The organism is Acinetobacter cumulans, from assembly GCF_003024525.3.
In the GTDB taxonomy this organism is placed as follows: Bacteria; Pseudomonadota; Gammaproteobacteria; order Pseudomonadales; family Moraxellaceae; genus Acinetobacter; species Acinetobacter cumulans.
Genome location: NZ_CP035934.2, coordinates 661,806 through 684,922, shown reverse-complemented (window position 1 = coordinate 684,922; position 23,117 = coordinate 661,806). Strand labels below are relative to the sequence as shown.

General features: G+C 41.1%; 19 protein-coding genes and 1 riboswitch. Of the genes, 13 read left to right on the top strand and 6 right to left on the bottom strand.

Annotated elements, in window-relative coordinates:
* Positions 1-3 precede the first annotated feature (3 nt).
* A riboswitch (cobalamin riboswitch) is annotated at positions 4-159 on the bottom strand.
* Between the two features lie 235 nt (positions 160-394).
* The 7 genes from C9E88_RS03235 (at position 395) to C9E88_RS03205 (ending at position 9,517) form a co-directional block, all read left to right on the top strand.
* Entirely contained in the window at positions 395-2,242 is a 1,848-nt protein-coding gene (locus tag C9E88_RS03235; protein ID WP_106986261.1) for a TonB-dependent receptor plug domain-containing protein, read from the top strand.
* A 45-nt stretch (positions 2,243-2,287) separates the two neighbouring features.
* Positions 2,288-2,866 (top strand): cob(I)yrinic acid a,c-diamide adenosyltransferase, encoded by a 579-nt coding sequence (locus C9E88_RS03230; RefSeq protein WP_106986262.1) that lies wholly within the window; start codon positions 2,288-2,290, stop codon positions 2,864-2,866.
* A 367-nt stretch (positions 2,867-3,233) separates the two neighbouring features.
* Entirely contained in the window at positions 3,234-3,953 is a 720-nt protein-coding gene (locus C9E88_RS03225) for a glycerophosphodiester phosphodiesterase (protein WP_106986276.1), read from the top strand.
* Positions 3,954-4,295: 342 nt separating this feature from the next.
* Entirely contained in the window at positions 4,296-5,462 is a 1,167-nt protein-coding gene (locus C9E88_RS03220) for an acyl-CoA desaturase (protein ID WP_106986263.1), read from the top strand.
* Positions 5,463-5,599: 137 nt separating this feature from the next.
* Positions 5,600-7,045 carry a protein adenylyltransferase SelO gene (locus C9E88_RS03215; RefSeq protein WP_106986264.1) on the top strand — a complete coding sequence of 482 codons (1,446 nt, stop codon included), beginning with the start codon at positions 5,600-5,602 and terminating at the stop codon, positions 7,043-7,045.
* A gap of 87 nt (positions 7,046-7,132) precedes the next feature.
* On the top strand, positions 7,133-7,501 hold the full coding sequence (locus C9E88_RS03210) for an MmcQ/YjbR family DNA-binding protein (protein ID WP_106986265.1): 369 nt from the start codon (positions 7,133-7,135) through the stop codon (positions 7,499-7,501).
* A gap of 96 nt (positions 7,502-7,597) precedes the next feature.
* Positions 7,598-9,517 carry an acyltransferase family protein gene (locus C9E88_RS03205; RefSeq protein ID WP_106986266.1) on the top strand — a complete coding sequence of 640 codons (1,920 nt, stop codon included), beginning with the start codon at positions 7,598-7,600 and terminating at the stop codon, positions 9,515-9,517.
* Positions 9,518-9,700: 183 nt separating this feature from the next.
* Here the strand turns inward: C9E88_RS03205 and C9E88_RS03200 are convergent, their stop codons facing one another.
* From C9E88_RS03200 to baeS, 3 genes are all read right to left on the bottom strand, one after another.
* A complete protein-coding gene (locus C9E88_RS03200) occupies positions 9,701-11,056 on the bottom strand; it encodes an amino acid permease (protein ID WP_106986267.1) in 1,356 nt (451 codons plus the stop codon).
* Positions 11,057-11,189: 133 nt separating this feature from the next.
* Complete coding sequence (locus C9E88_RS03195) at positions 11,190-11,876, bottom strand: response regulator (RefSeq protein ID WP_106986268.1); 687 nt, start codon at positions 11,874-11,876, stop codon at positions 11,190-11,192.
* Positions 11,877-11,893: 17 nt separating this feature from the next.
* Positions 11,894-13,567, bottom strand: coding sequence for a sensor histidine kinase efflux regulator BaeS (gene baeS, locus C9E88_RS03190; RefSeq protein ID WP_106986269.1), 1,674 nt, complete (start codon positions 13,565-13,567; stop codon positions 11,894-11,896).
* Positions 13,568-13,702: 135 nt separating this feature from the next.
* On the opposite strand from baeS, the gene C9E88_RS03185 reads away from it, so the two are divergent.
* From C9E88_RS03185 to C9E88_RS03170, 4 genes are all read left to right on the top strand, one after another.
* On the top strand, positions 13,703-14,335 hold the full coding sequence (locus tag C9E88_RS03185) for a hypothetical protein (protein WP_106986270.1): 633 nt from the start codon (positions 13,703-13,705) through the stop codon (positions 14,333-14,335).
* 441 nt (positions 14,336-14,776) lie between these two features.
* The gene (locus C9E88_RS03180; RefSeq protein ID WP_106986271.1) at positions 14,777-16,579 is read left to right on the top strand and encodes an acyl-CoA dehydrogenase C-terminal domain-containing protein; all 1,803 of its coding nucleotides are present in this window, start codon (positions 14,777-14,779) and stop codon (positions 16,577-16,579) included.
* Between the two features lie 170 nt (positions 16,580-16,749).
* Entirely contained in the window at positions 16,750-18,531 is a 1,782-nt protein-coding gene (locus C9E88_RS03175; protein WP_106986272.1) for an acyl-CoA dehydrogenase C-terminal domain-containing protein, read from the top strand.
* Between the two features lie 335 nt (positions 18,532-18,866).
* Positions 18,867-19,942 (top strand): IS3 family transposase gene (locus C9E88_RS03170; RefSeq protein ID WP_101494812.1). Its coding sequence is split into 2 segments (ribosomal slippage): positions 18,867-19,119 and positions 19,119-19,942, totalling 1,077 coding nucleotides; the frame shifts between segments, so codons are not numbered across the junction.
* A 23-nt stretch (positions 19,943-19,965) separates the two neighbouring features.
* Here the strand turns inward: C9E88_RS03170 and C9E88_RS03165 are convergent.
* Together C9E88_RS03165 and C9E88_RS03160 are read right to left on the bottom strand one after the other, a co-directional pair.
* Entirely contained in the window at positions 19,966-20,520 is a 555-nt protein-coding gene (locus C9E88_RS03165; protein WP_137287894.1) for a hypothetical protein, read from the bottom strand.
* A gap of 29 nt (positions 20,521-20,549) precedes the next feature.
* Entirely contained in the window at positions 20,550-21,170 is a 621-nt protein-coding gene (locus C9E88_RS03160) for an FMN-binding negative transcriptional regulator (protein WP_106984645.1), read from the bottom strand.
* Between the two features lie 151 nt (positions 21,171-21,321).
* Here C9E88_RS03160 and C9E88_RS03155 point away from each other — a divergent pair, with 151 nt between their 5' ends.
* Positions 21,322-21,819, top strand: coding sequence for a phosphate-starvation-inducible protein PsiE (locus C9E88_RS03155; protein ID WP_106984644.1), 498 nt, complete (start codon positions 21,322-21,324; stop codon positions 21,817-21,819).
* Positions 21,820-21,913: 94 nt separating this feature from the next.
* Here C9E88_RS03155 and C9E88_RS03150 read toward each other — a convergent pair whose 3' ends face one another.
* Positions 21,914-22,405: an RcnB family protein gene (locus tag C9E88_RS03150; protein WP_227865854.1), complete on the bottom strand. Its 492-nt coding sequence runs from the start codon at positions 22,403-22,405 to the stop codon at positions 21,914-21,916.
* A gap of 171 nt (positions 22,406-22,576) precedes the next feature.
* Here C9E88_RS03150 and C9E88_RS03145 point away from each other — a divergent pair, with 171 nt between their 5' ends.
* A complete protein-coding gene (locus C9E88_RS03145; RefSeq protein ID WP_106984643.1) occupies positions 22,577-23,035 on the top strand; it encodes a hypothetical protein in 459 nt (152 codons plus the stop codon).
* The last annotated feature ends 82 nt before the right edge of the window (positions 23,036-23,117 follow it).

Below are 23,117 nucleotides of genomic sequence, written 5' to 3'. Positions count from 1 at the left end.
TTATGAATAGGTCTGCATCAGGCCGGTCTCCGGACTTACGTTATGAATAACGATTCACCGTTGCGGGGGCAGTGTCAGATAACAACAGCTCTATACTGCTGGACTGACTTCCCAGTTTCACTTCTTAATTAAGGAAGCACCTGAAGCATGGGCAGATTAGTTTCTGCCCCACAGCAAGTCAAGCTGAATATGCAGCAACCCTAAAATGCCCGATAGATTTGATTGTTCGATAAATCGGAGTTCTCTATACTTAAGCCATTCACAACAGTTGGCATGGGAAGTTTTGTAACACTGCCCCCGCAACGGTGCGCAAGCCATGCCTTGCCAGTCCGATACCTGCCAACTGTGTTCTATCACTCAATCATTTACGTGGGGTAAATGCATGGAGCTTTGTATGCCTTTTCCTTTTCAGCCGACTGCGCTTGCAGCTGGCATATCTGCCCTTTGTCTTTTTAACTCCCCAATGTCTGTTGCAGCAGATTCCATTGCACAACCTCAATTGGATACCATTGTCGTCACAGCAACACGTTCTGCAGAAAAATTAGAAAATGTGCCTGCGCGTATATCTATTATTGAACCTGCAACCATAGCGCAATCCCCTATTTCCCAAATGAGTGATTTACTGCGTAACGATGCATCTATCAATATGGTGCAAAACGGCGGTTTAGGACAAGTTGCTTCGATTTTTGTGCGTGGCACAGAATCCGACCATACCTTAGTACTGCGCGATGGCGTGCGTTTGAACTCGGCAACATCAGGCATGGCGCCATTACAGTTTTTAGATACTACCGATATTCAGCAAATTGAAGTGTTAAAAGGCCCTGCCTCTGTGTTGTATGGCTCAGATGCGATTGGCGGTGTGGTACAAATTATTTCCAAGACACCAACGGAAAATACAGTCTTTGCCAGTACGGAAGTAGGTGAACACAAAACCTATAAAAGTATTATTGGCGCAGATGCCGCAAAAAATGGCTATTACACACAGATTCGAGGGCAACGCTTAGAATCAGATGCCACCAAAGTTTTTGACCTAGATGAACTGAGCAAAGCAAGCTATGACCAAAAAGGCTGGAGTGCAAAAGTCGGATCAAAACAAGAAAATCATGCATTTTCATTGGACTATAGTCATAACGATGGTCGTAGCTTTTATGTCAGTTGTAGCAATGAAGATAAAGACTATAACTGCTTGAACTACAGCAATGTCGCGCAAGATTTTAACAATGAAATGATCAACCTACGTGGTGAAGTGCGTCTATTACCTGCTTTAGAACTGCACGCCCGCCTTTCTCAATTTAAAGATGAGCTAGATCAGGTCACAACCACCGACTTCACCCACAATAAAACCCAAGAAGCGGAAATCTATTCAAAACTTGAGCTGACGCCAAAGCAAACGCTTTTAAGCGGGATCACACATCGTAAAATCAGCGGTGATATTGTGTCTTATGGCACGGCCTATCAAGATGATAACCGTAGCACTGGTTATTACGTACAACATCAATATCATCAAGGTGGTCTTAATACCCAGCTCGGAATTCGCCTAGAAGATGATGCAAAATATGGCAGCCATACCATTGGTCAAGCTGCGATTCGTCTGCAAGCACTGCCACTCACCAGTGTGTATGCCAATATTGGTACAGCGTTTAAATCACCAACCTTAGACGAACGCTATAACAGTTGGTCAGGTAATCCAAACTTAAAGCCCGAAGAAAGCATTTCTTATGAAGTTGGTGTCGACCAAAAACTGAATCATGGGCTAAGTACCGGTCTGTCCGTGTACCATACCAAAGTGGATCATTTGATTGTGAATGGCCCTAATTACACCTTAGAAAACCTTAATACAGCGGTGTATAAAGGTGTGGAAACCTATCTGCAATGGCAAAATGGCGGGTGGTCAAGCAAACTCAGCTATCATTATGTGAAAGCACAAGATAATGAGAAAAAACAAGATTTACAGCGCCGACCACGTCAGAACTTAAGCTTGACTACAGGTTGGAGCAATGACATGTATGGCATGAATGCAACCTTAAATGCTAAGTCAGATGCCGTGGATTATCAGGCACGCAATCCTGGATATGCCACCATTGATATGAGCGCTTTTGGGAATATCAATCCCAACCTCAAAGTCTTTACCAATTTACAAAATATTGGTGATGTCGAATACAAAACCTCATCGTATGGTTCAGGTTTGTATTATATGAATGGTGGGCGTTTAGCCTCTATCGGTGTCACTGTTAAATATTAATGCACATCACTTTATTCAACTTTTTATCAAAAATGGACAATTAAAATGGGCCACCGTTTAAGTAAAATTTATACCCGCACTGGCGACTCAGGCACGACAGGTTTAGGTGACGGATCACGTGTAGCAAAGGATGATTTACGCATTGAAGCCTTAGGCGATGTCGATGAACTCAATTCAAGTATTGGCTTACTGCGTTCACAGATTGCACTTAGCAGCATTGAAGACAAAGCAGCTTGGGACACATCTCTTAGTCTGATTCAGCATTGGTTATTCGATTTGGGCGGTGAAGTCTGCATTCCAAACTTCAACTTGGTACAGCCTGTTTCGATTGAGTTTTTGGAAAATGATATTGACCGAATGAATGAAGCACTTCCGATGCTGAAAGACTTTATCCTGCCTTCAGGCACTTTAGTATGCAGCTTTGCCCATCAAGCACGTAGCGTTTGCCGACGTGCAGAACGCCGTTTAATGGCTGTACATAACCGTGACCAAAACATTCAAGCGCCGTCATTGCAGCTTTTGAACCGCCTGTCTGACTGGTTATTTGTCGCATCACGTACATTACAACGTGCAGAAGGCGGTTCTGAAGTGCTTTGGCAAAAGAACATTAACGACACGATTTAAATTCAGATCATTCTAAACCGTTTAATCTGCCTTAAAAAATGCGTCTTATACAATGTCTAATTCGCGACAGGCGGCAAGGATGCCGCCGTTGGGTAAAGGTTTCAGGGACGAACCTTTTACCCAACAATAGATTTTTGTTACTTTTGATCTTTCAAAAGTAAAAGATCAGCTTCACAAATCAATTTAACTTTTCACAGGATTCCAATGCTGTAAAGGCAGCATCCAATCCCCCAGCTAATTTTTTTAGCACAAATTATACCCAACACGACCAATAAGGCTTTTGCTCATCCTATATTCATGTAACTGCTTTTAACTCTCATGTCTTTAGCGTTAAAATCAGCTACAAACACATAACAGAAAAATGATCATGCAAATCATCGGACACCGTGGCGCCCGTGGCGAAGCCCCAGAAAATACCCTTGCAGGCTTTCAATACATCCATGACCTTGGCATACGCGCTGTAGAATTTGATGTCCGCCAACTCAAAGACCGAGAGTTAGTCGTCATGCATGATGATAATTTCCTTCGAACTGCTGGCACAGATCAAGCCTTGTACACGCTAGACAGCACCCAACTCACGCCCTACAACCAAGCCCATATTTGGATGGATTGGGAAAAACAAATCACTCCAACTTTAAAGCAAAGCCTGAATATCATGCAGGACTTTGCACACCTAGAAGTCGAAGTCAAAGCCGTCGAAACAGCAGAACAGGCCAACGCCTTAATTACCGAACTGCAAAAACAGCTGCAAGGCTTTGAGCACAATGCGGTGATCACCAGTTTCGACTTAAAAATTCATCAAGCTTTACAGCAGCAGAATTCGACCTTTAAACGCGGTTTGCTCATTGAAGAAGACATCGGCCTTTTAGCCATCGAACAGTCATTGCAATTGGGCTGCCATCAAATTGGCTGGATGAATCAATTAGCAACAGACGAAATCCTGCTGGCTACACAGCAAGCCGGTCTAAAAATCAGTGTTTGGACGGTGAATGATGTCGAACGTGCCAAACATTTACAGAAAATGGGCGTTGATGGGCTGATTACAGATTTTCCAAAACTGATGCTGCAGCATTTAGATGTCGTCTAAATCAACACAAATATACTGTTCTATAATGCAGTTAACGGACTCAAAAACATTGAAAAAGCCGACTAAAACACTGTGGAAATAATGACCGATTGTCCATTTATTTCACTATGCGTTTCACACATTTCAAGGCAATATAAAACCGCATCTAAGCCAACAGTAGCAATGGATTTGAAATAAATTAAATCACAGTTTTATTCTGTTACTGTTTTGCACAATACAGTTGTGCAATAATGCTGTGAGCATGAGAAAGCTCATGCTAATATGCAGTTCTATTAATCCATAATCTATTTATGGTTTTTGTATTCTGATATACCTCCCAAGGTTCTAGGAGTTAAGCTGGCGATGACCGCTCCCCAACCCAAAGCACCAATCAACTGGATTGCCGTTTTCGCACTGTTGTTTTTGCCGCTCGTGGCAATTATTGCAATCCCGTTATATGCATACCACCATGATTTTAGCGCGGCAGCCTGGATCAGCATGTTTGTGCTGCTTGGCTTCAGTAGCTTGGGGATCACGGCGGGTTATCACCGCTTATGGGCGCACCGCGCTTATGAAGCGACTTTGCCAATGCAAATTGTCCTGATGATCATGGGCACCTTCGCTGTACAAAACAGTATTTTGTTTTGGGCGTCAGGCCACCGTACCCATCACCGTCATGTCGATGATGTCGATCACGACCCGTACTCAATTAACCGCGGTTTTTGGTTTGCACACATTGGCTGGATGCTTCGTGACTATAAGTCAGGCGGCGCCAACTATAAAAATGCACCGGATTTATTAAACAATAAATTGGTGATGTTCCAAGACAAATACTACGTGCCTTTAGTCATTGCAGTACATGCCGGCATTTTATTGCCTATCGGCTGGGCTGTAGGCGACATGTGGGGCGTATTGCTGCTTGGCGGCCTAGTACGTTTAATTCTGAGCCATCATGTAACATTCTTTATTAACTCGCTATGCCACATGTGGGGTTCTCGTCCATATACAGACGAAAATACTGCACGTGACAACTTCATCCTTGCGATTGCAACTTGGGGTGAGGGTTACCACAACTACCACCACATTTTCCAATACGACTACCGTAACGGTGTGAAATGGTGGCAGTACGATCCTACAAAATGGTTAATTTGGACCTGTTCTAAATTAGGTCTTGCCAAAAATTTACGTCGTATCCCAAGCTTTAACATTAAAAAAGCTGAACTTGCGATGAAATTTAAATATGCAGAACAAGATCTTGCAGTGTATGGCCTAAATGTAAATGATGACGTAGCTCAAGTAAAAAGCAAAATTGCACTTGAATATGAAGCATTTACCAACACGCTAAACGATTGGGCTAAGCTGAAAGAACAAGAAATTCAAGCGAAAAAGACTGCGGTCGCTGAAAAAATCCACCAAATGGATGACAAGCTAAAACTTGAATTCCAGCAAGTTGAACAGCGCCTTTCACAGCACCGTGAAACAGTTACAACGCTCATGCGCAACATTAAAAAGAAAGCAGTTTCAGAATAAACTGAAGCGCTGCAGATAAAGCCCCGTCATGGGGCTTTATTTTTTGCACTGCTGCATAAATACCGTAACATCTGGCTCTGCCATCACTGCCTTCACTTTGCTATAGTTTCAGCACAGCTACTTTTTCCAAGACGACTATGCAGTTTAACCCGCGCTATAACACGCTCCCTTCCCGCCTATATCACCATCAGCAGCCAAGCCCGCTCAAAGGCGCAAAGGCTGGCCATTTTAATGCCGCTTTGGCAGCACAGCTGCAATGGTCCGAAGATGATATTCAGCACTGGGTTGAAATCTGCAGCGGTCAAAAAACCTTTGCAGAATTTGAACCTTTAGCGATGGTTTATGCAGGCCATCAATTTGGACAATGGGCAGGACAGTTGGGTGATGGACGCGGTCTGCTGATTGCGCAAATTGTAGATCAAACTGGTCAAACCATTGACCTGCATTTAAAAGGTGCTGGCTCTACACCATACTCACGCATGGGTGACGGTCGTGCAGTACTACGCTCTACTATTCGTGAATATTTGGCAGGACATGCGCTTAACAGCTTAGGTATTGCATCCAGTAATGCAGTCGGCTTTACTTCATCAGCGCAAGGCGTGCAGCGTGAAAAATTAGAGTTAGGCGCAATGGTGCTGCGTACTTCAGACTGTCATATTCGTTTGGGGCATTTTGAATGGATCAATCAATATCAGGGGGATTTACTGCCTGAATTCACGCAAAAATGTATTGAATGGCATTACCCGGAATGCTTAGAAGCAGAGCAGCCGATTTTGGCTTTTGCCACCCAAGTCATTCAACGTACCGCCGTAATGATTGCGAAATGGCAGCTGGTCGGCTTTGCACATGGCGTGATGAATACCGACAACCTCAATATCACAGGTTCGACTCTGGACTTTGGCCCTTATGGTTTCTTAGAGCGCTTCCGTCCAAATTGGGTCAACAATCATTCGGACTACCAAGGCCGTTATACCTACCAGCAGCAGCCAAGTATTGGTCATTGGAATTTATGGCAATGGCTGAATAACTTAGTACCGCTCTGCCCTGCAGACTATGACAAAGAACAATGGAAAGAAGATCTAGCCAAATGTTTAGAGCATTTTGAACTGACCTTCTTGGAGCATTATAAATTGGGCTTAGCTCAGAAAATGGGCCTGCCAAGTTTCCACACAGACAGTTTTGACTGCGCAATGGCGTTCTTGCGTATTTTGCAGACCGAACAGCTCGACTACACGCAAAGCTTTATCCGTCTGCAAGAAAAACAATATGAAACCATTAAAGATGACTGCCTTGACCGCCGTGCTTTTGAAGCTTTCCTAACGCAATATGAAAGCATCCGTGAACATCAGGACACCCATGCTTTAGATGCTGAAATGGCACAAGCCAACCCGCAATACATTTTGCGTAACCACATGGCGCAAAAGGCGATTGAGCTTGCTGAGCGTAATGATTTTTCGGAAGTTGAGCGTTTGTTTAACTTGCTCAGCCAACCCTTTAGCAAACAGCCTGAACTTGAACAAGCAGCAGATTTAGGGCCATTGCCAAGTGATGTACCTGAAGTCATGGTCAGCTGTTCTTCTTAAAATTTGTCCACACACTCAAGCTTGAATCAGCTCAAAATTGTGGATAATTTAAACATTATCCACAATTACAATTAGAACCGACTGCTTATGCATTTACATCAAATGGCTGCCCATACCGCCCTAAAACTGCCGGAAGTAACAGTGACTCAACCGTTTGGCGACGGCTGTGATGTATTTAAAGTGATGGATAAAGTTTTTATGCTAAGTTTTCATTTAGAAGGCAAAGCAGCGATCAACTTAAAGGTGCTGCCAGACAATGGAAGCATGCTTAGAGATATTTATCCCTTTATTCGCGCAGGCTGGCACATGAATAAGCAGCATTGGATTTCTGTATTTGCAGATGAAGCGTTGGAAGATGAATTGCTGCAAGATTTGGTGCTGAATTCTTATGAATTGGTGGTCTCAAAGCTAAAAAAAGCTGAGCAACAGCGAATTGAGCTCTTACGTCTGCTATAGCATGATTTTTAATTTTAAAAAAATAGAAATTTCAATCGATCAATCTCTAATTAAAGTTAGAATCACCCCCAAATTAAATGATTAGCTATTTTATTTATGCAATTCAGACACGATATCAATGGATTACGAGCCATAGCTGTATTGGCCGTTGTACTTTTTCACTTTAATCCACAATGGCTAACTGGTGGTTTTGCTGGTGTAGATGTCTTCTTTGTCATTTCTGGCTTTTTGATGACAGCCATTATTTTTAATGGCATTGAAAAAAACACATTTAACCTATTTAAATTTTATACCGCACGTGCAAACCGAATTATTCCTGTTTTAGCCACGATGACTATCTTTTTAGCCATATTTGGCTGGTTCTATTTAGCCCCGGTTGATTATAAAGATTTAGGGCGACAAATCGAAAAAAGCTCTTTCTTTATCTCCAATCTTCTTTTTTCAAAAGGTGGGGGCTATTTTGATACTGCTGAGCATACTAAATGGTTGTTACATACATGGTCTTTGTCTGTTGAGTGGCAATTTTATATATTTTTTCCACTTATCATTTTGATGCTTAAAAAATATTTAAGCCTTCATAATTTAAAACGTGTAGTGCTTGGGCTGTTTTTAGTCAGCTTTATTTATTGTATATATGCAACCTATAAAGACAGCAAAACTGCCTATTTTTTACTGACTAGCCGTGCATGGGAAATGCTCATAGGTGGTTTAGCATTCCTCTATCCTTGGTCATTAAACACCAAAAAGTCACAGCTTATAACCCAATGCTTAGGGCTCGTGCTAATTCTAGCATCGTATATCTTTATCTCTAAAGATACGCTTTGGCCGGGTTATATGGCGTTTATTCCCGTCCTTGGTGCGTATTTAATTATTGTGAGTCAATACCAACAGAATGTTTTCATTAACAATCCTATTTTTAGTCATATTGGTAAATGGTCTTACTCAATTTATGTTTGGCACTGGCCCTTGGTTGTATTGGGTTTCTACCTTGGTCTCGAAAATTGGTGGATATACGGGATACCGCTGTCAATTTTATGTGGTTTCTTAAGTTATCACGCTATTGAAAAGATTCGTTTCCCACGCTATTCATCTTGGAAAGAAATTTATAAAGTAAAAGCAATTTATCTCGCTTTATTCCTTTTAGGCTTTGGACATTTTCTTAAATCAAATGATGGTGTAGATTCTCGACTTCCAGAAGCAGCTAAAATAGCGAATGAAGAAATCAATAACACCAATCCTTATGATTGCGACCAACAAGAGTTACATGAATGTATCATAGGAAATCCAGCTAAAATTCAAGCTATTGTTATTGGAGATAGCCATGCTGATGCATTGACCACTTCCGTAGCAACAAGTTTTAATTTGAAAGCAGAAGGTATCATTTCATTTGCAACTGCTGCTTGCCCATTTATTCCCAATATGCAATTTTACAAAGATAAAAGTCCTTGCCCAGAAATCAACCAACAACGTTTAAACTTAATTGCATCCAAAAAATATGAAAATATTCCAATGGTGTTCATTGCCAGATATCCAAGCTACTTAATTGGAGAAAATGACCCGGATCACATGGACGCGAGAGGCTCTAAACCTTCTGTTTATTTTGATGATAATCCAAATATCAGTCAAAAGAATCGAATGATTTCATTTCAAAAAAATCTCACTGAAGTTTTATGTCAAACCTCTAAGACTAACCCTGTATATATCGTGCAACCGATTCCAGAAGTGGGTTTCAATTTACCGCAAAGAATCATTAAGAATGTATTCTACAAGCGCAATGAAAAAATATTTATTTCACACGATGCCTACTTAAAAAGATCAGGAGAAATTCGCAAAATTATTCAGGAAAGTGCAGCGCAGTGTCAGGCCAAGGTCTTAGACCCTGCATTACTTTTATGTAAAGGAAATGAATGTATTTCTGAATATAAAGGACGCCCGATTTATCGTGATGGTAATCATTTAAGTGAATATGGGAATAAGCTTTTAGTTCCAATGTTTAAACAAGCCTTCAATCCATAAAATATAAAAGCAGACCTAAATGGCTTTAATTTTTTAAAGTCATTTAGGTCAATTTACAAACTAAAATTTAAAATCTATTTGCTTCTAAAGGCAATTTCTTAAAACGCTTTCAACATCGTTGTTAAACAACTTTACTTTAAAAATTGGATACTTTAAAAGGCTCTTCCCTAAGCCTTTATTGCATTAAACCTTCTTTGTTTGCATCACTTTAAACAGCACAAATAGCAGTAAAATCCATAGTGGCTGCATCAGTACCGACAGCATAAAGCCCTGATTCCACATGATGTATAAAATCATCAGCATGAACGCTAAAACAAAATAGTTGGTGAATGGTGCAAATAAGGCTGGAAATTTAGTCTGTATACCCTGTTGCTGCATTGCTTTTCTAAATTTCAAATGAATCAAGCTGATCAGCATCCAATTCAGCACCGCAGCGCTCACCACTATATAAATCAAATAGCTTAACGCTTTTTCAGGCAAGAAATAATTCAGCAACACACAACCAAAAATCAGCAACGCAGAAAATAAAACTGCAGCCATCGGCGTACCGTGCTTATTCACTTGCTTAAAGACTTTAGGTGCATTGCCCTGTTCTGCCAAGCCTAACAGCATACGACTATTGGCATACATCCCGCTGTTACAGACCGAAACTGATGCCGTCAAAATAATAAAATTCAACAAATGTGCCGCCCAATCAATCCCCATCTGATTAAAGATCATCACAAATGGGCTATGATCCAAACCACCAAGTTTTAACTGATTCCAAGGCACCAGCGACAGCAAGACCGCCAAAGAGCAGATATAAAACAAGAACACGCGGATCACGGTTTGATTTACCGCTTTCGGGATGTTTTGATCGGGGTTTTCAGTTTCAGCGGCCGCCATGCTAATCAGCTCAATGCCACCAAAGGCAAACATAATAAAGGCCAACATATAAAATAAGCCTTCAAAACCATGCGGGAAAAAGCCCCCATGTGCCCACAAATTACTGATTGAAGCCGTAGAATCTGCATGTGCGGTAAGCAGCAAATACACACCAAAAATAATCATGGCAACAATGGCTACAACTTTAATCAATGACAGCCAAAATTCAGATTCTGCATACAATTTGACATTGGCTAAATTGGCAAGGGTAATGACCGCAAAAAATACCAGTACCGAAACCCATGCTGGTACATGTGGCCACCAATAATTCACATATTTACCAATGGCCGTCAGCTCAGTCATCACCACTAAAATATACAAAATCCAGTAGTTCCAGCCTGTTAAAAATCCTGCAAAATTACCCCAATATTTAAAGGCAAAATAACTGAATGAACCTGTTACTGGCTCTTGTACAATCATTTCACCCAGCTGGCGCATAATTAAAAAGGCAATCAAACCGCCAATCAAATAACCTAAAATGATCGATGGCCCAGCCGATTCAATAATATGTGCAGAACCTAAAAATAGGCCTGTACCAATCGCACCGCCCATGGCAATCAGCTGAATATGGCGGTTCTTCAATCGGCGCTGCAGTTGAGGCATTTGGCTGCTCACAACACGTTCTCATCTGATAAAAAAGTAGATTGTAAATCTTTTTAGCCGTGTTAGGCGCTATTGTGGCTAACTCACCCCAATAAAAAAGGCGAACACATTTGCATGGATTCGCCTTTAGATTGTCTAAATATAATTAATCTTCAGGATATTCAAAACGATAACCAACACCGTATACCGCCTGAATCCACTCATGGCGGTTGCCCGTTTCGGCTGCCTCAGAAATTTTACGGCGTAGGTTTTTAATGTGGCTGTCAATGACACGGTCAGCAACATCAAAGCTGTCTGGGTTAATGTGATCTAGCAACTGCGCACGCGAATACACTTGCCCCACATGCTCCAAAAATAGTTCCAGTAATCGAAACTCTGTTGGTGTGAGGTTTAATGACTTTTGCTGATACCAAACACGTTGCTGGCCTTTATCCATACGGAATAAATCGTTGCTTTCTGGCTCAGCTTTACGCTCTAAACGACGTAATACCGCTTGTACACGTGCAACCAATTCTTTCGGGCTAAAAGGCTTACAAACATAATCATCTGCACCCATATTTAAGCCCAACACACGGTCAATTTCTTCAGTACGGGCAGTGACCATAATAATTGGCAGATCTGACTGCTCACGCACTTTACGGCAAATGGTGAGACCATCCATACGTGGCACCATCAAATCTAAAATCATTAGACTAGGCTTACGCTGTGTAAAACTCTCATAGGCCTCTTGGCCATCATGAAACATGCTCACTTCAAAGCCTGCTGCTTCTAAATAATCACGCACCAGTTGTGCAAGTTCTACTTCATCTTCAACCAGCATAATATGTTTCATAAATGCTTATTTTCCTTTTAAGAGTTCACTTGTTTTGGGAAGCTTAACTTGCAACGTAATCCACCCAATGGCGAATGATCAAAACTGAGCTCACCACCCATTGCTTGCGCAATTTTGCCAGATAATGCCAAACCTAAACCTGTTCCACCAGTACTGCGTGTGCGCGAATCGTCTACACGATAGAAGCGTTGCCCTAAATTAGCCAACTGCTCATCGCTGAGCCCTAATGGACTATCGTCAACGTACACCGTCCAATAGGCATCATTTTGTTCAGTATGAATTCGAACCTCACCACCCGCTTCAGTATAACGAATACTGTTACCCAGTAAGTTCACCATAATTTGTTTAAAACGGTCTATATCCAATTGTAAATCAGCACCCTCACCCTGTGCACTCACTGTTAAGCGTGCCTGCTCAAACTTCGGCTTAAAGTTTTCAACTTCTTGCACAATCACCTGCCACGGATTCACATTGGCCATATAGCATTTCAATTGCATCGCTTCAGCTTGTGCTAAATCTGCCAAATCTTGGGTTAGTTTTTTCAAACTGCTCACCTGATTGAGCATTGAGGCAAAATGCTCAGGCGTTGGCTTACGTATGCCATCCTGCATGGCTTCAATTTGCGCTTGGAGTACAGCCAGCGGGGTTTTCAGTTCATGTGAAGTATCGGCCACCCATTGACGACGTGATGTTTCATGTTGATCTAAAATCATGGCCAATTGATTTAACTCATTTGATAAATCGCCTAACTCATCATTACGATTGACAGTAATTTGATGCTGATAATGGCCTTTGGTTAATTCACGTGTTCCATTTAATAAGCGCTGAATCGGCTTTTTAAAATAGGTCGCTAGTAATAATGAAGCAATTAAACTGGCCAATAAGGTTAAACCATACACCAAAATCAAATAACGTTTCTGCTTACTAAAAAAGTTAATACTAATCGCATCATCTTGATCAAGTACGGGTTTTAAACCCAAATAACCAACGACCTGATTTTTCACCATAATCGGACGATAGGAAATATTTGCATCTGTTGGTTCGCCCACAACAAATTGGTGTTTTTCATCATATAAAGATAAACGTGAACTCAAGCCCAAACGATCTGGCATTTGAATAAATTGCTTTTTGCCATCGGGTTGTGATTTTGAAGAGTCTGCCTGTTCCGATGCTTTTGCATCCTTCGGATCTTTGGGTCTAAATACATTTTGATTTGAACTTAAAGGAAATTTTAAGCCATCAAATGGGCGAAATTCCGAAGGTAAATTACGTTCAATAAAATCTAATTCGACAAGATCCGCCTTATGTTTTTCAATATCCGATGGATTTAAAGTCGGGGTGGCTGCGACCAAGGTATGTTCTTTAAAATAGCGTTGTTGTAACGCAATATCATACTGACGACGCAACCACCAATTTGATAATCGATCATAGTCATCAGGTCCAGCATTACCTTCTATTTGTAATATTTGCGCCTGAATAGCATTGCCCCAGTCCTGATACACATCATAGACATCGGACAAATTATGGATCAGTAAATCCAGTTTCTGCATTTCAACATCTGCAACATAATTGGTAAAATTACGTTGCATATTCCAATGAAGCACGCCCAAACTCACCGTTGTGATCACTAAAGTGGTCAACAGCACAGTCAGAAATAAACGTAAAGCAATGGGCACACGACGGATATTCAAAATAGAGTCTCTATTTTTTCTTCTATATTTATTATTGTAACGAACACTGGTCTAAAAAACTCTTCATTGTTTCTTCATCATTATTATTTAATCTTTAAGCATCAAATATTCAATATATGCAGTGGGGCGAAACCAATGAACAACATGACAAAACTCGCGTTAATCGGTGCAAGTGTTATCAGTATGGGTGCATTAACAGCCTGCCAATCAACCACTGCAAATCAAGCCAATGATCATCAACGTATGATGAAAGAACATCATGGTGATTCAGCGCGCAAAATGTCTCCAGAACAACGCGAGCAAATGAAAGAAATGCGTGCTGAACAACGCCAAGTGTTTAAAGAAATTAAGCAGGCCTGCGATAACAAAGCATCGGGGACTGCCGTTCAAGTCAAAGCTGGCGACAAAGTTATTGATGGCACATGTACGATTCAGTTTAAAGCAGATCGTCAAGCGCTTAAGCAAGAATTTAAACAAGCACGTGCAGAACAAAAGCCAATGCGTGGCGAACACCGCCCAATGCGTGGTGATATGAATGGCCCAATGCACATGCGTTCTGCTGAGCCACTCACTGATGCCAAACGCGCTGAATTGGTTAAACAATTTGATCAACGTTTAGCAGAGCGTCAAGCACATCAACAAGCCATTGCTCAAGCTTGCCAAGCTAAAGCTAATGGTACAGCGGTACAAATTAAATCTGGCGAACGTACAATTGCGGGTAAATGTGAAGTCCGCTTTATCCCTAATGCGCCCCTTAAAACCGCTTAAGCTGACACAAAAGATCCGATAGACTAGAAATAGTCACATGAGGCGCTCTATTGAGCGCCTTTTTTATGCACAGTATTTCACTTTTCATGACTCCATTTAGCCTCAGCATGTACTCATTACCTTCAGCCCTTTGATACAAGAACTTAATCATCGTTAAGCAACTGTTTTAAATAGCGCTTTATGAGGCGACATAACTTTTTACGTTTTTGACTATTCTGCTCATCAATATTGAAGCAAAACTGTATACACTCTACACACTTAGGATTTTCAAGATCAGATTCTTTGACTTTACAGTCACTAAGAAATGCCCTGGAAATGCTTGTACCTTACAATAAGATGTTGCACGATTAACCCATTGCAAAAACATGTGTCATTGAAGACACGATTAACCTTTATTTAGGATTATTAACGCTGGTAGAAACCAGTATTGAGGAAAACGATATGCCACAATACAAAGCGCCTTTACGTGATATGCAATTCGTTCTGCATGAATTATTAAATGCTGAAGAACATTATGCGAAACTTCCTGCGTTTTCTGACACCGTAAGCCGTGAATTGGTTGACCAATATTTAGAAGCCGCTGCAGATTTCTGTGAAAACGAACTATCTCCTTTAAACCAAGTCGGCGACCGTGAAGGCTGTACTTGGAATGATGGCGTTGTAACAACTCCAACTGGCTTTAAAGAAGCGTATCAAAAATACATCGAACTAGGCTTCCCTTCTCTTTCTGCAGATGAAGAGTTTGGCGGTCAAGCATTACCAAACTCTTTAGGTATTTCTATCTCTGAAATGGTCGGTACTGCGAACTGGGCTTGGGGTATGTACCCTGGTCTTTCTCATGGTGCTGTACGTACTTTAGAGCACCATGGTTCTGCAGAACAAAAAGCAGCTTACCTTCCAAACCTAGTATCAGGTGTTTGGACGGGCACAATGTGCTTAACAGAATCTCATGCAGGTTCTGACCTTGGTATTATCCGTACTAAAGCTGAACCACAAGCAGATGGTAGCTATGCAATTTCTGGCGAGAAGATCTTTATCTCTGCTGGTGAACACGACATGGCTGAGAACATCGTCCACATCGTTCTTGCACGTCTTCCTGGCGCACCTAAAGGTACAAAAGGTATTTCTTTATTCATCGTACCTAAGTTCAACTTAACTGCAGATGGTTCTGTAGGCGAGCGTAACGGCGTACGTTGTGGTTCAATCGAACACAAAATGGGTATCCATGGTAACTCTACATGCGTGATCAACTTTGACAACGCAAAAGGTTTCCTCATTGGACCAGAAAACCGTGGCCTAAACTGCATGTTCACATTCATGAACACTGCACGTATTGGTACTGCTGTACAAGGTCTATCTGCATCTGAAGGCGCTTTCCAAGGTGCTTTAACTTATGCAAAAGACCGTCTAGCAATGCGTTCTTTAACTGGCCCTAAAGCACCAGAAAAAGAAGCAGATCCAATTATCGTTCACCCTGCTGTACGCAACATGCTATTCACGCAAAAAGCATTTGCAGAAGGCGGTCGTGCACTAGTTTACTTACTTGCTCAACACGCTGACGTGGTAGAAAAAGGCGCGACTGAAGAAGAACGTAAGTTCTCTGACAACATCTTGTCTCTTCTTACACCAATCGCTAAAGCATTCTTAACTGAAACAGGTTCTGAATCTGCGAAACACGGTGTTCAAGTCTTCGGTGGTCACGGTTTCATTTCAGAACACGGTATGGAGCAAATCGTACGTGATACACGTATCTCTTGCTTATACGAAGGTACAACTGAAATCCAAGCGATTGACTTGTTAGGCCGTAAAGTATTGGGTACTCAAGGTGCAATGTTGAAAGACTTCACTAAGATCATCCACAAATTTGCAGAAGCAAACAAAGACAATGCAGCAATGGCTGAGTTTGTTGCACCGCTTGCTACCCTAAACAAAGAATGGGGTGACTTAACAATGCAAATTGGTATGAAAGCAATGCAAAACCCTGACGAAGTGGGTGGCGCAGCAGTTGATTACCTATACTTCTCTGGCTACGTAACACTTGCTTTCCTATGGGCACGTATGGCACTTGTAGCACAAGAAGCACTTGCAGCAGGTACAACTGAAGTTGACTTCTACAACGCGAAAATCACAACAGCACGTTTCTACTTCAAGAAAATCTTGCCACGTGTTCGCGCACACGTAGACGTGATTGCTGGTGGTGTAGATCCACTCATGACTTTAGATGCTGAACACTTTGCATTCTAATTTCAGTGCACACTGAACAATAAAAAGAACAAAGGACGGTCATTGATTTGGCAGTCCTTTTTCTTTATAACTAATTCAAAAATTAAGCCTTTAGTCGTCTAACACTGCAAAAAATTATCGCTTAGACTGATTAAATCGTTACGAATCAAACAATAAACAGGTGACACACGATGCCAATTTATAACGCACCTCTTGCGGACATGAAATTCATCCTAAACGATGTATTTAAAGCAGAACAATTCTGGCAAGACAATGAAAATCTTGCACATGTAGATGCAGCAACGGCTGAAGCAATTTTAGAAGAAATGGCAAAATTTGCTCAAAACGTAACGCATCCTTTAAACCGTACAGGTGATGAAGAAGGGGCAACATATAACAACGGTAGCGTAACAACACCTGCTGGCTTTAAAGAAGCATTTAAACAATATGCTGAAGGTGGCTGGATTGGTCTTGGTGCAGACGAAGAATGGGGCGGTCAAGGCATGCCAAAAATGCTGACTGTTCTTTCTGACGAAATGCTTTTTGCGACGAATCCATCTTTCATGCTCTACCCGCTTCTTTCAGTTGGTGCAGGCATGGCATTAAACAGCTATGCATCACAAGAGCAAAAAGAAACTTACCTACCAAAAATGTATACAGGTGAATGGTCAGGCACAATGTGCTTAACTGAACCACATGCAGGTACAGACTTAGGCATTATTAAAACTAAAGCTGAACGCAATGAAGACGGCACCTACAACATCACAGGTACGAAAATTTTCATTACTGGCGGTGACCACGATCTTTCTGAAAACATCATTCACTTAGTTTTGGCAAAAACACCAGATGCACCTGCAGGTTCACGCGGTATTTCACTGTTTATCGTGCCGAAGTTCATCGTGAATGCTGACGGTTCTTTAGGTGAGCGCAATGCAGCAGGCCCAGGTTCAATCGAACACAAAATGGGGATCAAAGCATCTGCAACGTGTGTAATGAACTTTGACGGCGCGAAAGGTTACCTCGTGGGTAAAGAAAACGAAGGCCTTGCTGCGATGTTCGTGATGATGAACTACGAACGTTTATCTATGGGTATTCAAGGCCTCGGCGCTTCTGAATTTGCATACCAAAATGCTGCGCAATATGCGACAGACCGTCTACAAGGCCGTAGCGCATCTGGCGTGCAATCCCCTGCTAAACCAGCGGACAGCATTTTAGTTCACGGTGATGTACGTCGTATGTTATTAAATGCACGTGCGAACAATGAAGCATCTCGTGCATTTGCAGTCTATGTTGGCCAGCAACTCGACATCACTAAATTCTCTACCGATGCAGAAGCTGTGAAAAAAGCCAATGACCGTGTTGCGCTTTTAACACCAATTGCAAAAGCATACCTAACAGACACAGCATTCAACGCCACTTTAGATGCACAAATGGTGTTTGGTGGACATGGCTTTATCCGTGAATGGGGCATGGAACAATGTATCCGTGACTTACGTATTGCCCAAATTTACGAAGGTACCAACGGCGTTCAGTCTCAAGATTTAATCGGCCGTAAAACCATTAAATGTGGCGGTGCATTCATTGCTGAATACATCCAAGAAATCCGTGATTTTGCCAATGACTTAAGCGCTGACCTTAACTTCATTAAAGATGCAACTTTAGATGCAGCGGCAGAAGTTGAGTCTGTAACACAATATGTACTTGAAGCAGCAAGTGAAAACGTAGAATTCTCGAACTCTGCAGCGGTGGATTATCTACATGCTGTAGGCCTACTCAGCTTCTCTTATATGTTTGCCCGCATTGCCAATGCAGCCAAAGATAAAGACGGCGAGTTCTATCAAAACAAACTGTCTCTTGCACTGTATTTCGTTCAACGCGTTTTACCTGAACTTGCTGTACGCATTCAAAAAGTAAAAGCAGGTTCTGAAGTGATTATGAACTTCTCTGAAGATTACTTTACCAATCAAGCTTAAGCCTCTTTAAGTTTGAAATAAAAAAAGCCCGAATATTCGGGCTTTTTTTATAATGAGTCTTTCATTGTTATAAATGAAACTTTTTACACAACCATCTTTTGCAGTAAATCAAAAAGTTTTTAGAAACATCTTTATCAGTCAACTCTATAAATTCTTGGTCTTTCCAAGTTTGATAACCTTGTATTGTTCGTATAGGTTCTTGACCACCAATTATTGCATAATCAGCATCTGAAGTTTCTACATACCAAGGATCAACAATTGTCTGGTAATCCCCCCTAAAAATAATAGGATCTAAAAGTAGAATTTTCTCTTAAGATACGAGCAGGAGATTCTGCATGAAAACATCTAAATTTACTGATAGTCAGATCATGTCCATCTTGAAACAGGCAGAATCTGGCACACCTGTAGCGACCCTTTGCCGTGAACACGGCATGAGTAATGCTACCTTTTATAAATGGCGTGCCAAATATGGTGGTATGGATACATCATTAATGGCTCGACTGAAAGAGCTAGAAGCCGAAAATACCAGACTTAAAAAGATGTATGCGGAAGAGCGATTAAAGGCCGAAATCATCCAGGAAGCGATGGCAAAAAAGTGGTAAAGCCATCTTGCCGGCGTAAGATGGCACAACAGGCAGTTGCCCAGCATGCCATTAGTATTCGTTTGGCTTGTAAAGCATTTGGCATTAGTGAAACCTGCTACCGCTATCAAGCCAAACTCAGTGATGACAATGCACTCATTGCTGAACAGCTCATTGAACTCACTGAGGAAAATTCCGATTGGGGCTTTGGTTTGTGCTTCTCGTATTTACGGCATGTTGAGAGTTGCTGCTGGAATCACAAGCGGGTTTACCGCATTTACTGTGAGTTGGCACTGAATCTGCGTATTAAACCGAGAAGAAGACTAAAACGGCATGCGCCTGAACCATTGAAAGAACCAATCCGAGAAAATCAGGTTTGGTCATTAGATTTTATGCATGATCAGCTTTCCGATGGTCGCAAGTTTCGATTATTGAATGTGATTGATGATTACCGCCGCGAAGGCCTAGCCATTGAAGCAGGGTTCTCATTGCCCACAATCAGGGTTATTCGTACGTTGAATCAATTGCTGGAGTGGAGAGAAAAACCGTTAGTGATCCGATGCGATAATGGTCCCGAATTTATCAGTCACGAATTTGTGCGCTGGGCTACTGAGCACGGTATTCGTATTGAATATATTCAACCGGGTAAGCCACAGCAGAATGCGTATATTGAACGCTATAATCGGACCATACGTTATAGTTGGCTGAGCAAGCATTTATTTGATACTTTGGATGAAGTACAAGATTATGCAACAAACTGGTTGTGGCATTACAACCATGAAAGACCACATCAAGCTAACAAAGGAAAGCCACCTCTAATGGCTGCTTAACCTCTACTTTTAACTTCGGTTATTTATGGGAGGATTACCGTCTTAGTAACATATTTACCTTCTGAAGTTGATAAAACAATACTTTTAGGAATTTTGGGATCACTCAAAACTTTAGTCAAATCTAACTTATATTCATTCGAACTATGCCAATGAATACGCTCAAACTCTCTCTGATGAACTTCATATGCTTTTAATATAAGTGGTTTCGATCTAAAGTCTTCAAGGAGAACATATGTATCGTAGCCTATTCTCAAATAAACTTTAAATACTACTATTGCTTTATCTTTTTCACTTTCAAGCAGATATTGATGAATGTAAGCTTTACCATAATGAGAGTCTGGGCTTGGAATATATGAAGCTTTTACACTAATTGATGATTTACGCCAATATGTTCTCAAGGCAAAAAAGAAAGCTATACAAGCAAGGACAAATGTTGCTAGCGGCAAATATTTGACAATTTTATCAAGGTCATATGTTATTAAAATTTTATAAATAGCAATAATATACAAGGGTATAACGATTATAGTTACAATATTCAAAAACCACTCTTTCAATTGGATACTAAATTGTTTAGACATATAAATTTATTTACCCTTATTTCAAATTATTATCGATACTGTCGAACTGACTCCGCCATTTCAGCATTCGAAATCTCTAGGGCCTTTGCGACATTTTCAGCATCTACAGCACTACGGTTTTGACTCACTTTAAGCTTACCCACAATTGAGTCTATTTCGATTTCAATCGCCACAATTTTCTCTAACTGTTCAGCAATAAAATCATTCGGTGCATCACCCATTTTCCATGGAACAGGTTGCTTCGCTTCATGAGTACGAGTTAAACGAGCCAAAATTCCACGCAAATATTTTTCATCTGCAATTTTACGTATCTTGCCTTTAACATGGACTACACGATAATTCCATGTCGGCACGACACGGTGATGTTCTTGTTTTCCTTCGTACCAATTTGGCGAAATATATGCCTGATCTGCATGAAAAATAACATAAGCTGATCGCTCATGTTCCAGTAAGTTAAACAGCGGATTTGCTTTGGCAATATGTCCACGAAGCATGCCCTTTTTGCCAGCTGAACGATCCAGTTCCAGCGGAATATGATTGGCCTCAATTTCCCCTTCATGAACCACCATCACACTGGCTAATGGATGCGCTTCAATACAGTCAAATAGCTCCGTTAAATCTTCCTGCTGAAAATGAGTCGGTAAATACATTCTATTTTTCTCAGACGAAATATTACCCGAACAACATAACATTAAAATTCAGCCGATTTATTTAAAAAAAAAATCTAATTTCGCTGTTTCATGTGCATGAAACTTGCTTGTTATTTAATGAAATTTAACACTTTATATAGGAGGATAAGCCATGAGCCACCGCGACCCACGAATTATAAAACTTGAATCCCTCCTCGATCGTTTAGGCAATCTTGCCGTAGAAAGCTTTCACTACATTGCTTTATTTATTATTGGCTGTATGGTGATTTGGTCTGCTGGACATACGGTTTTTGAAATACTCACCGTAAAAAAATTCGCGACTATTGACGATATTCTCTTGCTGTTTATTTACTTAGAACTGGGTGCAATGGTGGGGATATACTTTAAAACCAATCACATGCCCGTACGTTTTCTAATTTATATTGCCATTACAGCACTGACACGATTATTAATTGCTGACATCCAACACACGCACAAAGCCAGTATGGATTTGGTGATTATTACGGGGTCTATTTTAATTTTAGCCTTTGCCATTTTGGTCGTGCGCTATGCATCTTGGACATATCCATCGGTTATTCGTGATAAACACACCGAAAAACCACTACCTGAAGGCAAAACCCCACGCCCAGAAGATGATGAACTCGCATAGACTCTGATAGTGCCCGTCCTCACCTGAGCAAGCTTTAAAGCACTGCTTTAAAAGTGACGTGAAGTGAGGGTTCGGGATATCTGATAAAACCTGATCAATTCGATGCTAAGACATAACGACCATTTTCAAAGATCCAAAACATACCTGTTGGTGGTGCAGGCAAACCTAGTCGGTGCCAATCTGAAATCACACGATAAGTGGAACTCGAAATACTGGCCGTAGCAGGATCACCATTGACCCAACTATAACTTTGCGAATTTTGAATAATTGTTGTGGGTGCTTGGTACTGGATACTAATACCATTTTGAATTGGTGGACGGTGCTGTGGCGGACGCGGTTGATTTGGGTAAATGGGCGGACGATGCTGTGAATTGTTTGGATACTGCGGATAATGCTGAACATTAGGCTGTTGTGGATAGTTAGGACGGTGCCCCTGTTGCTGATAACCATTATGCGGTGGCATAGGTCTGTTTTGCTGCGCACTCGGAACACCCTGATAGTTTGCCCATTGATTTTCAGCAAAGGTCAACGGACTCGCACTGAGTAATCCAGCTGTTAGACTTAATGCAAATAATGCTGTTCTCACAAGATGCTCCTCCTCTATATGTGCATTCATTATAAAAGCATTTTTAGGAGAAAAAATGAACACTGCAGGGATTTTTTGCAATGCCGTAGATAAGCATGAATAAGATTGAATGAGCATTCATTACAGTGGAATATGCTAATATTCTTTTTATTTCGTTGTGGATCCAAAGCTGTGTCTGAATTAAGTTTTGACCGACTTTATCAATTCTTCTGTAAAGTTCCGAGTGTGCAACAAAACCATATTGACTCTTATGGTACAGATGGTAAAAGTGCATGGTGGTTTAAATTTCAAATTAATGTCGATCATCCCTTGGCATGGCAAACCGTACAAGAGCTTGGCCATGTGTTGAACTATATTTCTAAAAATGAACGCTTACCGACTCAGTTTTTACCGGTATCACCACCACCCTATATGAATGGTGAAGCTAAACAATTTTTAGCATGGGTCATTCAATGTAATCATGACGACTTTCCACCCGATGTGGTCTGTGACTGGCTTGAGGCACGCTTGCCACAACCTGTAGAAGATGAAAGCAAGTGGAAAATCAAAACTGATTTGCATGAATTGGATAATATGACGGATAAGGATTTAGATACCTTAGTACCACCAAATCCAGAACCGAAGAATTAAAACTTATTAAATCCCTCCTAACCTCCCTTTAAAAAGGGAGGAAAGTCCCTCTTTTGAAAAGAGGGATTGAAGGAGATTAATA